The 17,886-nt window shown below is 71.5% G+C and carries 14 protein-coding genes; 3 read left to right on the top strand and 11 right to left on the bottom strand.

Annotation, left to right across the window (positions count from 1 at the left end; translation table 11 throughout):
• Positions 1 to 4: 4 nt before the first annotated feature.
• Genes zwf through pgl form a run of 3 tightly spaced genes read left to right on the top strand, consistent with a single transcriptional unit; the run spans position 5 to position 3,407 of the window.
• Positions 5 to 1,531, top strand: a complete 1,527-nt coding sequence (gene zwf, locus ACIF6F_RS02780) for a glucose-6-phosphate dehydrogenase (RefSeq protein ID WP_399940193.1) — start codon at positions 5 to 7, stop codon at positions 1,529 to 1,531.
• A complete protein-coding gene (gene opcA, locus ACIF6F_RS02775) occupies positions 1,528 to 2,628 on the top strand; it encodes a glucose-6-phosphate dehydrogenase assembly protein OpcA (protein WP_399940190.1) in 1,101 nt (366 codons plus the stop codon). The genes zwf and opcA overlap by 4 nt, the downstream gene beginning before the upstream one ends.
• Positions 2,625 to 3,407 carry a 6-phosphogluconolactonase gene (pgl, locus tag ACIF6F_RS02770; RefSeq protein ID WP_399940187.1) on the top strand — a complete coding sequence of 261 codons (783 nt, stop codon included), beginning with the start codon at positions 2,625 to 2,627 and terminating at the stop codon, positions 3,405 to 3,407. The genes opcA and pgl overlap by 4 nt, the downstream gene beginning before the upstream one ends.
• A 72-nt stretch (positions 3,408 to 3,479) precedes the next feature.
• On the opposite strand, the gene pgi is transcribed toward pgl, so the two are convergent.
• The 11 genes from pgi to uvrC form a co-directional block, all read right to left on the bottom strand.
• A complete protein-coding gene (gene pgi / locus ACIF6F_RS02765; protein WP_399940558.1) occupies positions 3,480 to 5,132 on the bottom strand; it encodes a glucose-6-phosphate isomerase in 1,653 nt (550 codons plus the stop codon).
• Positions 5,133 to 5,293: 161 nt separating this feature from the next.
• Complete coding sequence (locus ACIF6F_RS02760; protein WP_007263454.1) at positions 5,294 to 5,629, bottom strand: RNA polymerase-binding protein RbpA; 336 nt, start codon at positions 5,627 to 5,629, stop codon at positions 5,294 to 5,296.
• A gap of 107 nt (positions 5,630 to 5,736) precedes the next feature.
• On the bottom strand, positions 5,737 to 5,967 hold the full coding sequence (secG, locus tag ACIF6F_RS02755) for a preprotein translocase subunit SecG (protein ID WP_399940555.1): 231 nt from the start codon (positions 5,965 to 5,967) through the stop codon (positions 5,737 to 5,739).
• Positions 5,968 to 6,087: 120 nt separating this feature from the next.
• A complete protein-coding gene (gene tpiA, locus ACIF6F_RS02750; protein ID WP_399940184.1) occupies positions 6,088 to 6,864 on the bottom strand; it encodes a triose-phosphate isomerase in 777 nt (258 codons plus the stop codon).
• A 3-nt stretch (positions 6,865 to 6,867) separates the two neighbouring features.
• Positions 6,868 to 8,079, bottom strand: a complete 1,212-nt coding sequence (locus tag ACIF6F_RS02745) for a phosphoglycerate kinase (RefSeq protein ID WP_399940181.1) — start codon at positions 8,077 to 8,079, stop codon at positions 6,868 to 6,870.
• A 124-nt stretch (positions 8,080 to 8,203) separates the two neighbouring features.
• Positions 8,204 to 9,208: a type I glyceraldehyde-3-phosphate dehydrogenase gene (gap, locus tag ACIF6F_RS02740; protein WP_399940179.1), complete on the bottom strand. Its 1,005-nt coding sequence runs from the start codon at positions 9,206 to 9,208 to the stop codon at positions 8,204 to 8,206.
• 187 nt (positions 9,209 to 9,395) lie between these two features.
• Positions 9,396 to 12,371: a M14 family zinc carboxypeptidase gene (locus ACIF6F_RS02735; RefSeq protein WP_399940176.1), complete on the bottom strand. Its 2,976-nt coding sequence runs from the start codon at positions 12,369 to 12,371 to the stop codon at positions 9,396 to 9,398.
• 420 nt (positions 12,372 to 12,791) lie between these two features.
• Positions 12,792 to 13,781, bottom strand: coding sequence for a DNA-binding protein WhiA (gene whiA / locus ACIF6F_RS02730; protein ID WP_399940174.1), 990 nt, complete (start codon positions 13,779 to 13,781; stop codon positions 12,792 to 12,794).
• Complete coding sequence (gene yvcK / locus ACIF6F_RS02725) at positions 13,772 to 14,857, bottom strand: uridine diphosphate-N-acetylglucosamine-binding protein YvcK (protein ID WP_399940172.1); 1,086 nt, start codon at positions 14,855 to 14,857, stop codon at positions 13,772 to 13,774. The genes whiA and yvcK overlap by 10 nt, the downstream gene beginning before the upstream one ends.
• Positions 14,854 to 15,789, bottom strand: coding sequence for an RNase adapter RapZ (gene rapZ / locus ACIF6F_RS02720; RefSeq protein ID WP_399940169.1), 936 nt, complete (start codon positions 15,787 to 15,789; stop codon positions 14,854 to 14,856). The genes yvcK and rapZ overlap by 4 nt, the downstream gene beginning before the upstream one ends.
• Positions 15,786 to 17,822 carry an excinuclease ABC subunit UvrC gene (uvrC, locus tag ACIF6F_RS02715; protein ID WP_399940166.1) on the bottom strand — a complete coding sequence of 679 codons (2,037 nt, stop codon included), beginning with the start codon at positions 17,820 to 17,822 and terminating at the stop codon, positions 15,786 to 15,788. The genes rapZ and uvrC overlap by 4 nt, the downstream gene beginning before the upstream one ends.
• Positions 17,823 to 17,886: the final 64 nt, after the last annotated feature.

Raw genomic sequence — 17,886 nt, 5'->3', positions numbered from 1 at the left:
AACCTTGTCTGTAAACGGAGCGAACCCGCTTCGTGACGCACAGGACCGGCGGCTCCCGCGGATCGCGGGGCCGTCCGGCCTGGTCATTTTCGGCGTTACGGGCGACCTCTCGCGCAAGAAGCTGATGCCCGCCGTCTACGACCTCGCGAACCGCGGTCTGCTGCCCCCGGGCTTCTCGCTGATCGGCTTCGCCCGGCGCGAGTGGGAGCACGAGGACTTCGCCCAGGAGGTGCACGACGCCGTCAAGGAGCACTCGCGCACCCCCTTCCGCGAGGAGGTCTGGCAGCAGCTGGTCCAGGGCTGCCGGTTCGTCCAGGGCGACTTCGACGACGACCAGGCGTTCGAGACGCTGAAGGCGACGATCGAGGACCTCGACAAGGCGCAGGGCACGGGCGGCAACTTCGCCTTCTACCTGTCCGTACCGCCGAAGTTCTTCCCCAAGGTGGTCCAGCAGCTCAAGAGCCACGGACTCGCCCAGAAGGAGGGCTCCTGGCGGCGTGCCGTCATCGAGAAGCCCTTCGGCCACGACCTGGCCAGCGCCCAGGAGCTCAACAAGATCGTCCACGAGGTCTTCCCCCGGGACGAGGTCTTCCGGATCGACCACTACCTGGGCAAGGAGACCGTCCAGAACATCCTGGCGCTCCGCTTCGCCAACACGATGTTCGAGCCGATCTGGAACCGGTCGTACGTCGACCACGTGCAGATCACCATGGCCGAGGACATCGGCATCGGCGGCCGTGCCGGGTACTACGACGGCATCGGCGCCGCCCGCGACGTCATCCAGAACCACCTGCTCCAGCTGCTCGCGCTGACCGCGATGGAGGAGCCCGGCTCCTTCCACCCCAAGGCGCTGGTGGCGGAGAAGCTCAAGGTGCTCAGCGCCGTCCAGATCCCCGAGGACCTGGGCAAGCACACCGTGCGCGGCCAGTACACCTCCGCGTGGCAGGGCGGCGAGAAGGTCGTCGGCTACCTCGAAGAGGACGGCATCGACCCCGGGTCGAAGACCGACACGTACGCGGCCATCCGGCTGGAGATCAACAACCGCCGCTGGGCGGGCGTGCCGTTCTACCTGCGCACGGGCAAGCGCCTGGGCCGCCGGGTCACCGAGATCGCGGTGGTCTTCAAGCGGGCCCCCTACCTGCCGTTCGAGTCCGGCGCCACGGAGGAGCTGGGGCAGAACGCCCTGGTCATCCGGGTGCAGCCGGACGAGGGCGTGACGGTGCGCTTCGGCTCCAAGGTGCCCGGCACCTCCATGGAGGTCCGGGACGTGACCATGGACTTCGCGTACGGCGAGTCCTTCACGGAGTCGAGCCCCGAGGCGTACGAGCGTCTGATCCTGGACGTCCTGCTCGGTGACGCGAACCTCTTCCCGCGCCACCAGGAGGTCGAGCTGTCCTGGAACATCCTCGACCCGATCGAGCAGTACTGGGACGAGCACGGCAAGCCGGCGCAGTACCCGGCCGGCACGTGGGGTCCCGTCGAGGCGGACGAGATGCTCGCACGAGACGGACGGAGCTGGCGCCGGCCATGAAGATCGATCTCACGGAGACCACCTCCAGCAAGATCAACGCCGCGTTGGTGCAGGCGCGCCGGGACATCGGCACGCCTGCCATCGGCATGGTGCTCACGCTGGTCATCGTCACGGACGAGGAGAACGCGTACGACGCGCTCAAGTCGGCCAACGACGCCTCGCACGAGCACCCCTCGCGGATCATCGTCGTGATCAAGCGGGTCAGCCGGTCGCCGCGCAGCCGGCGGGACGCGCGCCTCGACGCCGAGGTGCGGGTCGGTGCCGACTCGGGCACGGGTGAAACGGTTGTCCTGCGTCTGCACGGCGAGCTGGTCAACCACGCGCAGTCCGTGGTCCTGCCCCTGCTGCTGCCGGACGCGCCGGTGGTCGTGTGGTGGCCCGAGGGCGCGCCCGCGGACGTCGCGGGCGACCCGCTGGGCGCCCTCGGGCAGCGCCGGATCGTCGACACGTACGCGACGGAGGACCCGTTCGCGGAGCTGTCGGCGCGCGCGGAGACCTACGCGCCCGGCGACACCGACCTGTCCTGGACCCGGGTCACCCCCTGGCGCTCGATGCTGGCGGCGGCCCTGGACCAGCAGTCCGTGCGGGTCACCTCCGCGGTCGTCGAAGGCGAGGACGAGAACCCCAGCTGCGAGCTGCTGGCCATGTGGCTGGCGGACCGGCTCCAGGTGCCCGTACGGCGAACCCAGTCGGCCGGTCCCGGACTCACCGCGGTCCGGCTGGAGACCGGTGACGGCGCGATCGTGCTGGACCGGGCCGACGGCTCGCTGGCGACGCTGTGCATGCCGGGGCAGCCGGACCGCGCGGTGGCGCTCAAGCGGCGCGACACCTCCGAGCTGCTCGCGGAGGAGCTGCGCAGGCTGGACCCGGACAACACGTACGAGGCCTCGCTGAAGTACGGCGTGGACCGGCTGGAGGCGGAGTCCGCGGCGGCGGCCGCGAAGTCCGTTCCCGCGAAGTCCGTCCCCGCGGGGCCCGTCCCCGCGAAGACCGCGCCGGCGGCGGCCGGGGACGCCGCGGACTCCGCGGACGCCCCGGAGAAGCCCGCCAAGGCGCCCGCGAAGAAGGCCCCGGCCAAGAAGGCGGCGTCCCGGTGAGCGTCCCGCAGGTCGTGGTCCACCGCGACAAGGAGCTGATGGCGCAGGCCGCCGCGGCGCGCCTGATCACGCGCATCGTGGACGCCCAGGCGGCCCGCGGCTCCGCGTCGGTGGTGCTCACCGGCGGGCGCAACGGCAACGGCCTGCTGGCCGCCCTCGCCGCCGCGCCCGCCCGGGACGCGGTCGACTGGTCGCGGCTCGACCTGTGGTGGGGCGACGAGCGGTACGTGCCGGCCGACGACCCCGAGCGCAACCACGTCCAGGCCCGCGAGGCGCTGCTGGACGCGGTGCCCGTGGATCCGGCGCGCGTGCACGTGATGCCCGCCTCCGACGGCCCGTACGGCGCCGACGTGGACGCGGCGGCCGCCGCGTACGCCGAGGAGCTGGCGCGGGCCGCCGGGCCCGAGGACCACGGCCCGGTGCCGCGGTTCGACGTGCTGATGCTGGGGGTGGGCCCGGACACGCACGTGGCCTCGCTCTTCCCCGGACACCCGGGCGTGCGCGAGCAGGCCCGCACGGTGGTGGGCGTGCACGGCGCGCCGAAGCCGCCGCCGACCCGCGTCTCGCTGACCCTCCCGGCCATCCGGGCGGCGCGTGAGGTGTGGCTGCTCGCCGCGGGCGAGGACAAGGCCGGTGCGGTCGCGATCGCCCTGGGCGGCGCGGGCGAGCTCCAGGCCCCGGCGGCGGGCGCGTACGGCCGCGTACGCACCCTCTGGCTGCTGGACCGGGCCGCCGCCGCGAAGCTCCCGCCGCAGCTCTACCCGCCGGCGTCTGCCTGATCCGGCCGAGGACAAGGGCCCCCGCTCTCCGAGGATCCGAGGAGAGCGGGGGCCCTTGTCGTGCGCCTGCGGTCAGCGGCCGCGCAGCGTGCGGTACTTGGCGACCAGGGCGGTGGTGGAGGCGTCCAGGCCGCCCACCTCGGCGCCCTGGACCAGGGCGGGCTCGATGCGCTTGGCCAGGACCTTGCCCAGCTCGACGCCCCACTGGTCGAAGGAGTCGATGTTCCACACCGCGCCCTGGACGAACACCTTGTGCTCGTACAGCGCGACGAGCTGCCCCAGCACCGACGGCGTCAGCTCGGCGGCCAGCACCGTGGTGGTCGGGTGGTTGCCGTGGAAGGTCTTGTGCGGCACCAGCTCCTCGGCGACGCCCTCCGCCCGCACCTCCTCCGGCGTCTTGCCGAAGGCCAGGGCCTGGGTCTGCGCGAAGAAGTTGGCCATCAGCAGGTCGTGCTGGGCCGCCAGCTCGGGCGACAGCCCCTCGACGGGCCGGGCGAAGCCGATGAAGTCCGCCGGGATCACCTTGGTGCCCTGGTGGATCAGCTGGTAGTAGGCGTGCTGGCCGTTGGTGCCGGGGGTGCCCCAGACCACCGGACCCGTCTGCCACTCGACCGGGTTGCCGTCGCGGTCCACGGACTTGCCGTTGGACTCCATGTCCAGCTGCTGCAAGTAGGCGGTGAACTTGGACAGGTAGTGCGAATAGGGCAGGACGGCGTGGGACTGCGCGTCGAAGAAGGCGCCGTACCAGATGCCCAACAGGCCCATCAGGAGCGGGGCGTTCTCCTCCGGCGCGGCGGTCCGGAAGTGCTCGTCGACCAGGTGGAAGCCCGCCAGCATCTCGCGGAAGCGGTCCGCACCGATGGCGATCATCAGCGAGAGGCCGATGGCCGAGTCGAAGGAGTAGCGGCCGCCGACCCAGTCCCAGAACTCGAACATGTTGGCCGTGTCGATGCCGAACTCGGCCACCTTGCCGGAGTTCGTCGACAGCGCCACGAAGTGCCGGGCCACGGCCTCCCGGTCGCCGCCCAGGCCGTCCACCAGCCACTGGCGGGCGGAGGTGGCGTTGGTGATGGTCTCGACGGTGGTGAAGGTCTTGGACGCGATGATGAACAGCGTCTCGGCCGGGTCCAGTCCGTGCACCGCCTCGTGCAGGTCCGCGCCGTCGACGTTGGAGACGAAGCGCACCGTGAGGTCGCGGTCGGTGAAGGTGCGCAGCACCTCGTACGCCATCGCCGGACCGAGGTCGGAGCCGCCGATGCCGATGTTGACGACGTTGCGGATGCGGCGGCCGGTGTGGCCGGTCCACGCGCCGGAGCGCACGCGCTCGGAGAAGTCCGCCATCCGGTCGAGGACGGCGTGCACGCCGGGGACGACGTTCTCCCCGTCGACCTCGACCACCGCGCCCGCGGGGGCGCGCAGCGCGGTGTGCAGCACCGCGCGGTCCTCGGTCGTGTTGATCTTCTCGCCGCGGAACATCGCGTCCCGCAGCTCCGCCACGCCGGTCGCGGCGGCCAGGTCCCGCAGCAGCCCCAGGGTCTCGTCCGTGACCAGGTGCTTCGAGTAGTCGATGTGGAGGTCCCCGACCCGCAGGGTGTAACCGGTGCCCCGTTCCGGGTCCGCCTCGAACAGCTCCCGCAGATGGGTCCGGCCGAACTCCTCCCGGTGCTTCGCCAGCGCAGCCCACTCGGGCGTCCGGTTGAGCTTCACGCGGCCTTCTGCCTTCATCTCGGACATCAACCCACTTCTTCCTGTCCTGTTGTGCCCCGCCACTTCCCAACCTAAGGGATCAGAAGGGCTTCAACCGACACAAACAGGCCCGGCCCGCGGGAGAAGGTCTCCCACGGGCCGGGCCCTGAGTCAGACGGTGTGTCCGGGCCGCGGACGGCTCAGATCTCACCCCGGAGCTTGGCGAGCGCCTCGGCGAGGATCGCCTCGCCGTCCGCGTCCGTGCGCCGCTCCCGTACGTACGCGAGGTGCGTCTTGTACGGCTCGGTGCGCGGCGGGGCCGGGGGGTTGTCCCGGTCCTGGCCGGCCGGGAAGCCGCAGCGCGGGCAGTCCCAGGTGTCCGGTACCTGCGCGTCGCTGGCGAAGCTGGGCTGGGTCTCGTGCCCGTTGGAGCACCAGAAGGAGATGCGCAGGCGCGGCGCGGACTCGCCGCGCTCGGCCTCACCCATCGGCCCCGCTCCGACCCGGCTTCCACGGATCGCGTTGCCACTTGCCACGGTCGTAACTCCCTGCGTGATGGTGCCGCGTTCGCTGTGTTGTCCGCCGCGGGCGCCCCAGTCTACGGAAGTCCCAACGCGCGTCCAATGGCCGGAGTTACTTCCGGTCAGCTGTCGAGCTTCATCATCAGGCCAAGCGCGACAATGCACGCGAACCACAGCAGACCGACCACGACGGTGATGCGGTCGAGGTTGCGCTCGGCCACCGAGGAGCCGCCGACGGAGGACTGCATGCCGCCGCCGAACATGTCGGAGAGGCCGCCGCCCTTGCCCTTGTGCATCAGCACCAGCAGCATCAGCAGCAGGCTGAAGACGATCAGGGCGATCGAGAACCCCATAATCACGGCTGGACCCTACTTCCTTGGTTATCGAGAGCGGGGGCCAGTGGCTGCTGATTCAGCCCCCTGGCCCCCGCAAGGGTACGACGGATCCGCCCTACCGCATACTCACTGACCTGGTCACTGGTCCCGGAAACGGACGATCTTGACGAACTCGTCCGCATCGAGGGCCGCGCCGCCGACCAGGGCGCCGTCCACGTCGGGCTGCGCCATGATCGCCGCGATGTTGCCGGCCTTCACGGAGCCGCCGTACTGGATGCGGACCTTGTCGGCCAGCTCCTGGGAGTACAGCTCGGCCAGGCGGCCGCGGATGGCCCCGCAGACCTCCTGCGCGTCGTCGGGGGTGGCGACCTCGCCGGTGCCGATGGCCCACACCGGCTCGTACGCGATCACGATGGACTCGACCTGCTCGGCCGGGACGTCCTTGAGACCGCCGTCGACCTGGTTCAGCGTGTACTGGACCTGCTGGCCGGCCTTGCGGATGTCCAGGCCCTCGCCGACGCACAGGATCGGGGTGATCCCGTGCTTGAAGGCGGCCTTGACCTTGGCGTTGCAGATCTCGTCGTTCTCGCCGTGGTACTGGCGGCGCTCGCTGTGGCCGACGGCCACGTACGCGCACTTCAGCTTGGCCAGCATCGGGCCGGAGATCTCACCGGTGTAGGCGCCGGAGTCGTGCGCCGAGATGTCCTGGGCGCCGTACTTGATCTTCAGCTTGTCGCCGTCGACCAGGGTCTGGACCGAGCGCAGGTCGGTGAAGGGCGGCAGGACCGCGACCTCGACCGCGTCGTAGTCCTTGTCGGTCAGGGCGAAGGCGAGCTTCTGGACGTGCGCGATGGCCTCAAGGTGGTTGAGGTTCATCTTCCAGTTGCCCGCCATCAGCGGGGTGCGAGAGGTCACGGGTCAGCCTTCCAGTGCCGCGATGCCGGGGAGTTCCTTGCCCTCGAGGTATTCGAGGGAGGCGCCGCCGCCGGTGGAGATGTGTCCGAACGCCTTCTCGTCGAAGCCGAGCGTGCGCACGGCCGCGGCCGAGTCGCCGCCGCCGACGACGGTGAAGGCGTTGCTGTCGACCAGGGCCTGCGCGATCGCGCTGGTGCCGCCGGCGTAGTCGGGGTGCTCGAAGACGCCCACCGGACCGTTCCAGAAGACGGTCTCGGCGTCGGCGATCTTCGACGCGTACAGCTCGCGCGTCTTCGGGCCGATGTCCAGGCCCTCCTTGTCGGCGGGGATCTTGTCCGCGTCGACGGTGACGAACTCGGCCGGGGTCTTGCCCTTGAGGTCCGGGAACTCGGCGGAGGCGAGCACGTCGACCGGGAGGACCAGCTCGACGCCGGTGCGCTCGGCGCGCTCCATGTACTCGGTGACCTTGTCCACCTGGTCCTTCTGGAGCAGGGAGATGCCGACCTCGTAGCCCTTGGCGTACAGGAAGGTGTACGCCATGCCGCCGCCGATCAGGATGCGGTCGGCCTTGCCGAGCAGCTCGTCGATGACGGCGAGCTTGTCGGAGACCTTGGCACCGCCGAGCACCACCACGTAGGGGCGCTTCACGTCGGCGGTGAGCTTCTTCAGGACGCCGACCTCGGTGGCGATGAGGTGGCCGGCGGCGTGCGGGAGGCGCGCCGGGAGGTCGAACACCGAGGCGTGCTTGCGGTGCACCGCGCCGAAGCCGTCGCCGACGTACAGGTCGGCGAGCTCGGCGAGCCGGTCGGCGAACGCGCCGCGCTCGGCGTCGTCCTTGCTGGTCTCGCCCGCGTTGAAGCGCAGGTTCTCGATGACCGCGACCTGGCCGTCGGCCAGGGCCGCGACGGTCTCCTTGGCGGAGGAGCCGATGGTGTCGGTCGCGAACGCGACCTCGGTGCCCAGCAGTTCGCCCAGCCGGCGGGCGGCCGGGGCGAGGGTGAAGGCGGGGTCGGGGGCGCCCTTGGGGCGGCCGAGGTGGGAGGCGACGACCACGCGGGCGCCGGCCTCGGCGAGCTTCGCGATGGTCGGCTGGACGGCGCGGATGCGGCCGTCGTCGGTGATCACGCCGTCCGCGAGCGGGACGTTGAGGTCGGCGCGGACGAAGACCCGCTTGCCGGAGACGCCCTCGGCGAGAAGTTCGTCGATCGTCTTCATGCTGTTTCTGACTCCTTTGGCGCCCGTACGGGGCGAAGAACGACAGGAAAACTACAGGGTCCGGGCGGCGCTCCGTTGCGCCGGCCGGACCCTGTGCTTCACATCGTGGTGTTCCTGGCCCTGCTCAGAGCTGGGCGCCGACGAAGACCGTCAGGTCCACGAGGCGGTTGGAGTAGCCCCACTCGTTGTCGTACCAGCCGACGACCTTGACCTGCTTGCCCAGGACCATGGTCAGGGAGGAGTCGAAGGTGCAGGAGGCCGGCCAGTTCACGATGTCCGACGAGACGATCGCGTCCTCGGTGTACTCCAGGACGCCCTTCAGCTGGCCCTCGGCGGCCTTCTGGAAGGCGGTGTTGATCTCGTCCTTGGTGACCTCGCGGTCCAGCTCGATGACCAGGTCGGTGACCGAGCCGGTGGGGACCGGGACGCGCATGGCGATGCCGTCCAGCTTGCCCTTGAGCTGCGGGAGGACCAGGGCGGTGGCCTTCGCGGCACCCGTCGAGGTCGGGATGATGTTCTCCGCGGCGGCGCGGGCGCGGCGCAGGTCCTTGTGCGGGAAGTCGAGGATGCGCTGGTCGTTGGTGTAGGCGTGGACCGTGGTCATCATGCCCTTGACGATGCCGAAGTTCTCGTCGAGGACCTTCGCCATCGGCGCCACGCAGTTGGTGGTGCAGGAGGCGTTGGAGATGACGTGGTGGTTGGCCGCGTCGTACTTGTCGTGGTTGACGCCCATCACGATGGTGATGTCCTCGTCCGTGGCCGGGGCCGAGATGAGGACCTTCTTCGCGCCCGCGGCGAGGTGCTTGGCGGCGTCGGCCTTCTTCGTGAAGATGCCGGTGGACTCGATGACGATGTCGGCGCCCAGCTCGCCCCAGGGGAGGTTCGCGGGGTCGCGCTCGGCGAAGGTCTTGAAGGTGTTGCCACCGACAGTGATCGTGTCCTCGGTGTGGCTGACGTCCTGCTTCAGGCGGCCGAGGATGGTGTCGTACTTGAGCAGGTGCACCAGAGTGGCGTTGTCAGTCAGGTCGTTGACACCGACGATCTCGATGTCCGCCCCCTGCTCCAGGAGCGCCCGGAAGTAGTTGCGGCCGATGCGGCCAAAACCGTTGATACCTACGCGGATCGTCACGAACCGATCTCCTCGTATGTGCGCCGGTCTGTGCGCCGGCGAGCTGTATGGGATGTCCCCGACCGCCTCCGACCCTACCTCTCCGTGAGCCGTTGAGTGACATCGTCAGGGCACGGACGCGCGGGGACGGCCTGTACCAATGGGGCAGGCACAGGCCGCCCGGGACCCAAGGTCCCGTCACGCAGAGTCAGCGGTGCAGGGACTTGAGAGCCTTACCGATGAGTACGGAGCGGTCCTGGGGGTTGGCGAGGTGTTCGAGCCCGAACCCGAGCAGGACCGTGTCACGCGTTGTGACCGACGCGTAGGACTTGAACAGCTCCCCGGAGCGGGACCAATCTCCCGGAACTTCGGGACTTCCGGCGGGGGCGCCCTGTGCCGTCCATCCGCCGAGGGAGGTCTCGAAGCCCTCGGTGTCGCGGTCGGCGCCTCCGACGACCAGCCGGGTCTCGTCGGCGAAGACGCCGCGGCCGCCCGAACCGGGGTCGGTGACGTAGGAGAGGGCCAGTTCGACCTTCCTGCCCGCGTACGCGCTGAGGTCGAAGGCGACCTCCTTCCAGCCGCCGGACGAGCCGGTGAAGCTGTGCCACGCCCCGGTGGAGCCGCTCGCCGTGCAGCCGCCGGACGAGAGGGTGAGGTAGCGGGAGAGGAAGGGGTGGTCATTGATGAAGAACCCGGCCTCGCACTCCTCGGGCACGGTCGAGGAGGTCAGGCCCGAGGCCTCGGGGAGGGTGGTCCAGTCGTCGGCTCCCGACGTGTGCGCCTCCAGCAGCGCGTGGTCGTAGCCGGGTTCGGTGTTCCAGTTCAGGGCGAGGCGCAGTTCGGGCCGGTCGGCCGCCGTGACGCCGGTGAGGTCGACGGTGCGGACCAGGCGCCGCCAGTCGTCGTCCTCGTGGGTGGCGGCGGCCATGCCGGTGCCGCGGTAGGGGGCGTACGGGTTGACGACACCGGCGTACTGGCCGGCCTGCGCGCTGCCGAACTGGGGGAACGTGGCGGGCGGCAGGGTGTCGGAGGTGACGGTGTACGCGCCGGCCGCGTTCAGCGGGTTCCCGGGGTCGCCGGGGGCGTCGCCGAGCGGGCCGGCCGCTCCGGCCAGGGCGCCCGCGCCGCCGAAGCCGGTGGCGCCGCGGGCACTCGTACGGCCGTAGGCGCCGAGGTAGTACTGGCTGAAGTCGTTGGTGACGGCGCGGCCGACCTGGGCGCCGCCGCCGGCCAGCTCACCGGCCTCGACCAGCCGGCCGCCCTCGTTGAGCCAGTCGCGGAGCGCGAGCTGGGTGGGGCCGGAGGGGGCCTGGGCGCCCGTGTAGTGGACGGCGGTGCGGAAGTGGGACAGGACGCCCAGCGCGTGCGGCGCGCCCTGTGCGGCGACGTCCCAGACGGTCGCGGAGCGGCCGGCGGCGCGGAGCGCGTCCACGTACTTCTGGGCGTGCTGGGCGGCCGCGCCCTCCTCGGCGATCACGAGGACGTCGGCGCGGGGGCGCCTGGCGACGGTGTACGTGAAGTGCTCGCTGGACACCCGGGTGCCGGTGCGGGTGCGGCCGGTGAACCAGACCTCGACGGTGTCGCCGGGCCGGGCGCCCTCGACCGCGGCGCGGTACTGGTCGAAGTACAGGTTGTCGGTGCCGCCGTAGCGCTCGCCGCCGCGCCAGGGCGCGAGGTCCTCGTCGTGCGTGCGGCCGCCGTTGATCCGGTAGTTGAGCTCCTTGTTCCGGAGCGACTTGCGCGCGGTGACCGCGACCTGCTGGTCGGCGCCGCGGGCGTGGGAGGTGGTGAAGGGGTCGGGCGTGAAGTCGGCGGCGGTCAGGCCGACCGGGGAGGAGGGCCGGTCGGGGTGGGACGCGGTCTCGGCCACCGCGAGCGCGAAGGGGATGTTCTTCGCGAACTCGCCCTGGATCAGCTTCTCGTCGTCGGGGAAGTTGAAGCCGGATGGGCAGTCCTCGGCGCGCCACTGGTCGGCGGGGTCGAGGTCGGAGGCGGTCTGGCAGGTCGTCATCTCCGGGGTGAACATCATGATCCCGTTGACGTTGCCCGCGTGGCCGTCCGCCTCGCCGTTGGTCGTGTACAGCTCCGAGGAGACCTGCGGGTAGTAGCCGGGCACCGCGGGGTTCTCCGGCGTGCCGGCCAGCGACTTGTAGAGGACGTCGTCCGGGGTCGGGGTGGCCACCTGCCAGCCCACGCCGTAGAGGATCAGCTCGGCGGCGGAGTGGTAGTTGATGCCGTACTCGAAGCCGATGCGCTTCTGGAAGCGGTCGAGGGCGACGGTCTCGGGCTCCGAGTTGGGGCCGGAGCCGCGGTAGGTCTCGCTGAACGTGACGGGCGAGGAACCCTCGTTGTCGTAGCCCCACTTGTAGGCGAAGTTGCGGTTGAGGTCGACCCCGTCGCCGGTGGTGGTCTTCCCGTCGCCGTTGTTGTCGCGGAGGTTCTTGCGCCACAGCCGCTCGCCGTCGGGGGCGTGCGTGTAGTCGTACCCGTCGGGGTTGGCGGAGATCAGGAACCACAGCTCGGTGGTGTCCACGAGCCGCGTGATCCGCTGGTCCTTGCCGTAGTTGTCGAGGTAGTGGTGGAGCAGCCGGCGGGTCATCTCCGGGGTGATCCACTCGCGGGCGTGCTGGTTGGACATGTACAGCACCGCGGGTTTGGCGCCGTCCCTGGTGGTCCTGGCCCGCTTGGACACCTTGATCGCGAGGATGTCCTGGCCCTTGACGGACTTGCCGATGGAGACCACCTTGGTCAGGCCCGGGTGGGACTGGCCGGTGCGGACGATCTCCTCCTGGATGTTGCCCTTGCCGCTGTACGGGCGGTACACCCCGTCCCCGGCGGCGCGGGCGCGCGCCAGGCCGCTCGGCGAGACGGTGCGCTCGGTGAGCCTGACGCCCTGGGCGCCGAGGGCGCGGGCCTGGCCGCCGGTGAGGAACAGCTCGACGCGGGCGGTGCCGCCGGCGGGCGGTCGTTCGCTCAGTTCGTGTGCGTCCTGGCCGGCCGCCAGGACCAGCGGGACCTGCTGCTGGGTGATGTCTGCCTGGTAGACCCGTACCTCGTCGGCGGCCGCGGGTCCGGCCCCCGGCGCGGCGGCCGGGCCGGGCTGGGCCAGTGCCGCGGGTACGGCGGCCATCGAGCCGAGGATCAGTGCGCCGGTGGCGAGGATCGAGCCCGCTCTGCGCCTCATGTGCCCCCCTTGCTGTCGTCCGTCACGAAAGCGTGCGGACGCCAGGCTTACGGTGGTGCATGGTCATGTCAAGAAGGCCTCGGGTGGCGGAGCCGTCCGGGTGGAGGGCCCTTGTGACGCGTGGGACTCGTGGGACACCCGAGGCGTTCTGGGGTGCCCGGGGTGGTGTCCGCGGCGCGTGCGGGTGGTGCGTGTCCGAGGCGTGCGCCCGGGTCCGCGGCACGGTCCCGGGCGGCGACCCCGCCCACCGGCCGGGGCCGGCGTACGGGCCGGGGCCGGCGTACGGGCCGGGGCCGGCGTACGGGCCGGGGCCGGCGTACGGGCCTGGGCCGGCGCGCGGCGTACGGTACGGGTCCGGTGCCGGCGCGTACGCACGTACGTACGCGACCGCCGGCCCCGGGCCCGTACCGTCCGGCGCGCCTAGCCGACCAGGTTGTCGGCCATCTCCTCGGTGAGGTTCGACTCCGTGCCCGGGATGCCCAGGTCCTGCGCCCGCTTGTCGGCCATGGCCAGCAGACGGCGGATCCGGCCGGCCACCGCGTCCTTGGTCAGCGGCGGGTCGGCGAGCGCGCCCAGCTCCTCCAGGGAGGCCTGCTTGTGCTCCATGCGCAGCCGGCCGGCCGCGGCGAGGTGCTCGGGCACCTCCTCGCCGAGGATCTCCAGCGCGCGCTGGACCCGCGCCCCGGCGGCCACGGCGGCCCGCGCCGAGCGGCGCAGATTGGCGTCGTCGAAGTTGGCAAGCCGGTTGGCGGTGGCCCGCACCTCGCGGCGCATCCGCCGCTCCTCCCAGGCCAGCACCGACTCGTGCGCGCCGAGCCGGGTGAGCAGGGCGCCGATGGCGTCGCCGTCGCGGACGACCACCCGGTCCACCCCGCGGACCTCACGGGCCTTGGCGGCGATGGACAGCCGGCGCGCCGCGCCGACCAGGGCCAAGGCCGCCTCCGGACCCGGGCAGGTCACCTCCAGCGAGGAGGAACGGCCGGGCTCGGTGAGCGAGCCGTGCGCGAGGAAGGCGCCGCGCCAGGCCGCCTCCGCGTCACAGGTGGCCCCGGAGACCACCTGCGGGGGCAGGCCCCGGATGGGGCGCCCGCGGCCGTCGACCAGGCCGGTCTGGCGGGCCAGCTGGTCGCCGCCGGCGACCACGCGGACCACGAAGCGGGAGCCGCGGCGCAGCCCGCCGGGCGCCATCACGATCAGCTCCGAGCTGTGCCCGAAGATCTCCAGGATGTCCTTCTTCAGCCGGCGCGCCGCGAAGCTGGTGTCCAGCTCCGCCTCGATCACGATGCGGCCGCTCACCAGGTGCAGCCCGCCCGCGAAGCGCAGGATCGCCGAGACCTCCGCCTTCCTGCAGCAGGTGCGGGTGACGGGGAGACGGGAGATCTCGTCCTTCACCGCAGGCGTCATCGCCATGGGCCGATCCTTCCATGCATCCGAAAAATACGGTCGTACGCGGCCGCCAGCAGCTCGGGGTCGTGCCTGGCAGAGGCACCCCCGGAGCCGTCGGCCTGGGAGCCGCCCCCAGACCGCGCCGCCACAGGAGCCAGCTCGACCGCCGCGCCGAAGCGCTTGGCGGCATCGGCGAGGGACTCGCGATCGGGCACGGCAGCCTGGTCGGCCAGCACCACGTCCAGGGCGAGTTTAGGGGCGTGTCGTGCCAAAACCTCCAAATGACGCTGCGGTGAGAAGCCATCGGTTTCCCCGGGCTGCGGGGCGAGGTTCAGCGACAGCACCCGCCGGGCCTTTGTCTCGACCAGCGCGTCGAGCAGCTGCGGCACCAGCAGATGCGGGATGACGGACGAGAACCAGGAGCCCGGACCGAGCACCACCCAGTCCGCGTCGAGGACCGCCTCGACCGCCTCCGGCACCGCCGGCGGGTCGTGCGGCACGACGTGCACCGACTGCACCTCGCCCGGCGTCAGGGCCACCGTGGCCTGCCCGCGCACCACGTCCACGTCGTTCGGCCGGTCCGGATCGTGCCCCTTGACCAGGGCCTGGAGCTCCAGCGGTACGGCCGACATGGGCAGCACCCGCCCCTGCGCCCCCAGCAGCCGCCCGACCAGGTCGAGGGCGCTGACGTGGTCGCCCAGCTGCTCCCAGAGGGCGACGATCAGCAGGTTGCCCACGGCGTGGCCGTGCATCTCGCCCTTGCTGGCGAAACGGTGCTGGATGACCCGCGCCCAGGTCTGGCCCCAGTCGTCGTCCCCGCACAGCGCCGCGAGGGCCTTGCGCAGGTCGCCCGGCGGCAGCACGCCCAGCTCCTCGCGGAGCCGGCCGCTGGAGCCGCCGTCGTCGGCGACGGTCACGACGGCCGTCAGGTCGCCGGTGATCCGCCGCAGCGCCGCGAGCGAGGCGGACAGGCCCATGCCGCCGCCGAGCGCGACGACCTTGGGCTGGGCGCCGCGCCTGCGGCGGGCCCGGGCGGCGTCCTCGCCGAGCCCGGGCGTGAGCCGCCGCAGACGGCGCAGCCGGAGGCTACGGCCGGTCACTCGCGCCCCATGTCCCGGTGTACGACGACGGTCTCGACTCCCTCGGAGGCGAGGCGGGCGGCGAGCTTCTCGGACATGGCCACGCTGCGGTGCTTGCCGCCCGTGCAGCCGACCGCGATGGTCACGTACCGCTTGCCCTCGCGGCGGTAGCCGGTGGCGATGAGCTGGAGCAGCTCGGCGTACCGGTCGAGGAACTCCTTGGCGCCGGGCTGGTTGAAGACGTAACCCGACACCTCCTCGTTGAGGCCGGTGAAGGGGCGCAGCTCCGGGACCCAGTGCGGGTTCGGCAGGAAGCGGCAGTCCACGACGAGGTCGGCGTCGACGGGCAGGCCGTACTTGTAGCCGAAGGACATGACGGTGGCGCGCAGCTCCGGCTCCTCGTCCCCGGCGAACTGGGCGTCCATCTTGGCGCGCAGCTCGTGGACGTTGAGGCTGGAGGTGTCGATCACCAGGTCGGCGTCGCCGCGCAGCTCGCGCAGCAGGTCGCGCTCGGCGGCGATGCCGTCGACGATGCGGCCGTCGCCCTGGAGGGGGTGCGGTCGGCGGACCGACTCGAAGCGGCGGACCAGCGCGTCGTCCGAGGATTCCAGGAAGACGACCCGGTGCGTGACGCCGCGGCCGTCGAGGTCGGCCAGCGACTCGCGGAGGTTGTCGAAGAAGCGGCGGCCGCGGACGTCGACGACGACGGCGATGCGGGCGACGTTCCCCTGCGAGCGGGCGCCGAGCTCCACCATGGTGGGGATCAGCGCGGGCGGCAGGTTGTCGACCACGAACCAGCCGAGGTCCTCCAGGCACTTCGCGGCCGTACTGCGGCCGGCTCCGGACATGCCGGAGATGATCACCAGCTCGGGGATGGCCGCCTCGGCGGCTTCACCCGCCTCCACGCTCGTGCCCGTACTCACCTGTGCTCCGTCTCGGTCGTGTGCGTTCATTGCTCCGTCCCCCGTTCGGCCGAGGTCCCCGCGGGCGCGGGGGTCTCGTCCTCAATGATCTCTCCTGTCGCGGTGTTCACGGCAGGAGCCGCGGGGGCCGCCCGGGCGAGGGCCACGGCCACGGTCTCGGCCGTCTTGCGTCCTATGCCCGGGACCTCGCAGATCTGGTCGATTGTCGCCTGCCGCAGCTTCTTCACCGAACCGAAGTGCTTGATCAGCGCCAGCTTGCGGCTCTCCCCCAGGCCGGGTACGTCGTCCAGGGGGCCCGCCTTGAGGCGCTTGCCGCGCTTGTTGCGCTGGTACTGGATGGCGAAGCGGTGAGCCTCGTCACGTACCCGCTGGAGGAGGTAGAGGCCCTCGCTGGTGCGGGGCAGCACCACCGGGTCGTCCTCGCCGGGCAGCCAGACCTCCTCCAGCCGCTTGGCCAGGCCGCAGACGGCCACGTCGTCGACGCCGAGCTCCGTGAGGGCCCGCTGTGCGGCCTCGACCTGCGGGCGGCCGCCGTCGACCACGACGAGCTGGGGAGGGTACGCGAAGCGCTTCGGCCTGCCGTCGTCCTCCGGCCGGGGGTCGTCGCCGTCCTCGGGGCTCCACTCCCCCGTCTTCAGCTTCTCCTGGAGGTAGCGGCGGAACCGCCGGGACACCACCTCGTGCATGGACCGCACGTCGTCCTGTCCCGCGCCGTGCCAGACCTGCGTGTCCCCGACACGACCCTTCACCTGGAAGCGGCGGTACTCGCTCTTGCGGGCCAGCCCGTCCTCGAAGACGACCATGGAGGCCACGACGTCGTCGCCCTGGAGGTGGGAGATGTCGAAGCACTCGATGCGCAGGGGTGCGCTGTCCAGCTCCAGGGCCTCGGCGATCTCCTCCAGGGCGCGGGAGCGGGTGGTCAGGTCGCTGGCGCGCTTGGTCTTGTGCAGGGCGAGCGACTGCACCGCGTTCCGCCGGACCGTTTCCATCAGGTCCTTCTTGTCTCCGCGCTGCGGGATGCGCAGGCTGACCTGGGAGCCGCGGTGCTCGGCGAGCCACTGGGCGACGGCGGCGGAGTCCTCGGGCAGGGCGGGGACCAGGACCTCCTTGGGGACGCCCTCGCCGTGCTCCTCGCCGTACAGCTGCTGGAGCGCGTGCTCGACGAGTCCGGCGGTGTCGACCGCCTCGACCTTGTCGGTGACCCAGCCGCGCTGGCCGCGCACGCGACCGCCGCGGACGTGGAAGATCTGGACGGCCGCCTCCAGCTCGTCCTCGGCGACGGCGATCAGGTCGGCGTCGGTGGCGTCGGCCAGGACGACGGCGTTCTTCTCCATGGCCCGGCGGAGCGCCCCTATGTCGTCGCGCAGGCGGGCGGCCTTCTCGTACTCCATCTCCTCGGCGGCCTCGTGCATCCGCTTCTCCAGGCGGGAGAGGTAGGTGCCGGTGCGGCCGGCCATGAAGTCGCAGAACTCCTCGGCCAGTTCGCGGTGGTCCTCGGGGGTGATGCGGCCGACGCACGGGGCGGAGCACTTGCCGATGTAGCCGAGCAGGCAGGGCCGGCCGATCTGCGCGGAGCGCTTGAACACGCCGGCGGAGCAGGTCCGGACGGGGAACACCCGCAGCATGAGGTCGACGGTCTCGCGGATGGCCCAGGCGTGCGCGTAGGGGCCGAAGTAGCGCACGCCCTTCTTCTTGGGGCCGCGCATGACCTGGACGCGGGGGTACTCCTCGCCGAGCGTCACCGCGAGGGACGGATAGCTCTTGTCGTCGCGGTACTTGACGTTGAAGCGGGGGTCGTACTCCTTGATCCAGGAGTACTCCAGCTGGAGCGCCTCGACCTCCGTGGAGACCACGGTCCACTCGACGGAGGCGGCGGTGGTGACCATCGTGGCGGTGCGGGGGTGCAGGCCGGCCACGTCCTGGAAGTAGTTGGCGAGCCGCTGGCGCAGGCTCTTGGCCTTCCCGACGTAGATCACCCTGCGGTGCTCGTCACGGAACCGGTAGACACCGGGCGAGTCGGGAACCTGGCCCGGCGCGGGGCGGTAGCTGGAGGGGTCGGCCATGCCATCCACCCTACTGGCGGGCACCGACATCCCGGCCCATTCGGCGGGGGTGGAGAGGGGTCCG

Origin of the sequence: Streptomyces sp. NPDC086023, from assembly GCF_044540325.1 — a bacterium.
In the GTDB taxonomy this organism is placed as follows: domain Bacteria; phylum Actinomycetota; class Actinomycetes; order Streptomycetales; family Streptomycetaceae; genus Streptomyces.
The sequence above is the reverse complement of the archived record's forward strand: the minus strand, read 5'-3'. Positions and strand labels throughout refer to the sequence as shown.